Origin of the sequence: Marinobacter manganoxydans MnI7-9 (assembly GCF_000235625.1) — a bacterium.
Classification (GTDB): domain Bacteria; phylum Pseudomonadota; class Gammaproteobacteria; order Pseudomonadales; family Oleiphilaceae; genus Marinobacter; species Marinobacter manganoxydans.
This window is the reverse complement of sequence record NZ_AGTR01000082.1, coordinates 1-2,920: the sequence shown is the minus strand read 5'-3', so window position 1 is coordinate 2,920 and position 2,920 is coordinate 1. Positions and strand designations below refer to the sequence as shown.

At 50.7% G+C, this 2,920-nt stretch carries 3 protein-coding genes; all 3 read right to left on the bottom strand.

The features are described 5' to 3' along the window. The coding region (locus KYE_RS16850; RefSeq protein ID WP_008175800.1) for a long-chain fatty acid--CoA ligase at window positions 1-1,595 on the bottom strand (1,595 nt) is incomplete at its 3' end. A 100-nt stretch (window positions 1,596-1,695) separates the two neighbouring features. Continuing rightward, window positions 1,696-2,649, bottom strand: coding sequence for an aldehyde dehydrogenase family protein (locus KYE_RS16845; RefSeq protein ID WP_008175798.1), 954 nt, complete (start codon window positions 2,647-2,649; stop codon window positions 1,696-1,698). Between the two features lie 51 nt (window positions 2,650-2,700). Continuing rightward, the coding region (locus KYE_RS21260) for a rubredoxin (protein ID WP_008175795.1) at window positions 2,701-2,920 on the bottom strand (220 nt) is incomplete at its 5' end.

Below are 2,920 nucleotides of genomic sequence, written 5' to 3'. Positions count from 1 at the left end.
GCCCCATACTCAGAACGCAGCTTGTTTTTTAATACTTTCCCAGTGGCATTGCGTGGCAATCCTTCCACAAAGATCGCGCGATCCGGGATCTGCCACTTGGCGACTTTCCCTTGATAATGAGCAAGAAGTTCCTCCTCAGTAATATTTGCGTCGGGTATTTTTACTGCCAACAGGATCGGTCGTTCGTCCCATTTATCATGGGAGGCCGCCACTACGGCAGCTTCATTGATGGCAGAATGGCCCATTGCGATTCCCTCCAATTCGACTGTAGATATCCATTCACCACCAGATTTAATAATATCTTTTGAGCGGTCACGTATTGTCATAAATCCATCATCATTGATCGAAGCAACATCACCTGTCTCGAACCAACCGTCTTCCTCAAGAGTCTGATTTGGTTCAACACCGAAGTAATCGGCTACCACCCAATGACCACGGATGCGGAGATTTCCCTGAGCAATGCCATCTTCGGGCAGTTGATGGCCGTCTTCACCCACAATTTTGAGCTGCACCCCGTAGGGAGGCCGTCCCTGGCTTTCACGGATTTTGTTTCTTCCTTCCTCCGAAAGAGTATTGTGTTTCGACAGCAGTGCATTGACGGTTCCGATCGGTGATGTTTCTGTCATTCCCCATGCATGGACAACTTCTACGCCATACTTACCACGAAACTCCGACATCATTGAGGGCGGACAAGCGCTACCCCCTATCACCGTCCGTTTAAGCGACTGTGCCGAGGAGCCAAGCTCGTCCAAAGCCGAGAGAAGTCCCTGCCAAATTGTAGGCACACCCAGCGCAATCGTTACGCTTTCTGAATCGATCAGCTTGACCAAACTTTGTCCATCCAGGCCAGGACCAGGCAACACCAGTTTGGCTCCAACCATCGCCGTAATGTAGGGTACCCCCCACGCATTTACGTGAAACATAGGAACAACCGGCATCACCACGTCCCGTGCCGATAAATTCAGTGCGTCGGGTTGAGCAGCTACCAGCGCGTGCAGAACGGTGGAGCGGTGTGAATAGAGCACCCCTTTGGGATTTCCAGTGGTGCCCGATGTATAGCAGAGGCTTGAAGCCTGGTTTTCGGCGATTTCAGGCCAATTCGCGTTAGGCGTTCCTCGCTGAAGAAACTCTTCATAAAACAACAATCCTGGAAATTGCGCTGCAATTTCTTCGTCCGGTTCGGACATCAATACAAATTTCTCAACCGTCTCCAGTCGGTCTCGGATATTTGAAACAATGGGAAGGAACGTTTTGTCAAAGAATATGACTTTGTCTTGAGCATTGTTGATAACGTAAACGAGTTGTTCTGGAAACAGTCGCGGGTTAATGGTGTGACACACCATCCCGCCACCAGAGATGCCAAGGTAACATTCCAGGTGCCCCACGTTATTCCAACAAATGGTCGCGCACCGATCCCCCTGGACATAGCCTGCCGTTCGAAGCGCTGACGCAAGTTGTCGCGACCGCTCCGAAACAGTTGCCCAGTCAGATCGACTGGGATTTCCATCCGTTCCTATCGACACAATCTCAGCGTCTCCATGGTAGCGAGCAGCATGGTCGATCAAGGAATTCACGGTGAGCTCCATGTTCATCATTTGGCCAAGCACGTTTATCTCCTGTCGTTTTTGTAGTTGGTTGACGCGAGTATCTGGCGTCATTAAGGTCCAATGTAGAAGGCATAATCCGGGTTTGAACCTAAACATTTCCCAAGAGGATGTCGGCTGCATTTTCGGCAATCATCATGGTGGGTGCGTTGGTGTTACCGGCAACCAAACTGGGCATTATCGAGGCATCGACAACTCTTAGCCCTTCAATCCCTCTGACTTTTAATTCCGGATCAACGACTGAATCCGGATCCGCGCCCATACGACAAGTGCCAACGGGGTGGTAAATAGTCTCTGCATTTTCCCGGATAAAGTCCGCAATCTGACCGTCCGAAGACACCGAGTTTCCGGGCTTAATTTCTCGTTTACTATGTAAAGCCATTGTTGGTGCCCCGAGTATCCGTCGTCCAAATTTAACGGCCGCAGGACTGCCCGTGAAGAATATGTGGTCGAAGGGTAAGGCCAACAGTTTCTGCGCTACCGCGGCATCACCCTCAATCACGGAAACCAGATCGGGAGGGAAGGTTTCGGCGACAATGTTGGCAATCACCTTTGAGGTATGTGGTGTCATTTCCGAGGGTTTAATGATGGCTCCGTTCCCTGCAGCCAACGCTGAGACGAGAGGCCCGAGCGCAAGATTGAGCGGATAATTCCACGGTGCAATAATCAGGCACACTCCCTTTGGTTCTGGCCGAACATAAGATTTCGTGCCCAGAACACCAACGGATGCAGCCACTCGCTTCGGACGCATCCATTTACGCAAGTGTTTTTTAGTGTGTCGAATTTCCTGAAGCACCGGCAGGAGTTCAGTTAATTTGACTTCTGGAGCGGGTTTTCGAAAGTCCGCCGCGCAAGCCGCAATGATGTTTGATTCGTGGCGTTTAATTGAATCCCGCAGCTGGTCGAGCTGCGCTATTCGAGCCTCCAAGGTAAAGCTTCCGCGACGCGCAAGTTGTGCCCGCTGTAGGGCCGCGAACGTTGAATCAATCGTATCGCTGGTTGACACATTGGTCACCCCAACCTCCGCCAGACTAGCAATCTGCATTATAAAATCACCTCTTGCCGAACGAGACTGTTGTTATTTTCAATCGGATTACTAGTCTTCATAGAGGACATAGTCCTCTTTTGTGGCACCACAGTCCGGACAGCACCAATCGTCTGGAATATCTTCAAAACGAGTGCCGGCAGGGAAGCCTTCGGCTTCATCTCCGAGAGCTTCATCGTAGATATGGCCGCAAGTGATGCAGACCCACTTCCGATAGGTATCTTTTTGAGTCGAGTCTTTCGGCGATTTTGAAGAGTTAGGCTTGGGTTTC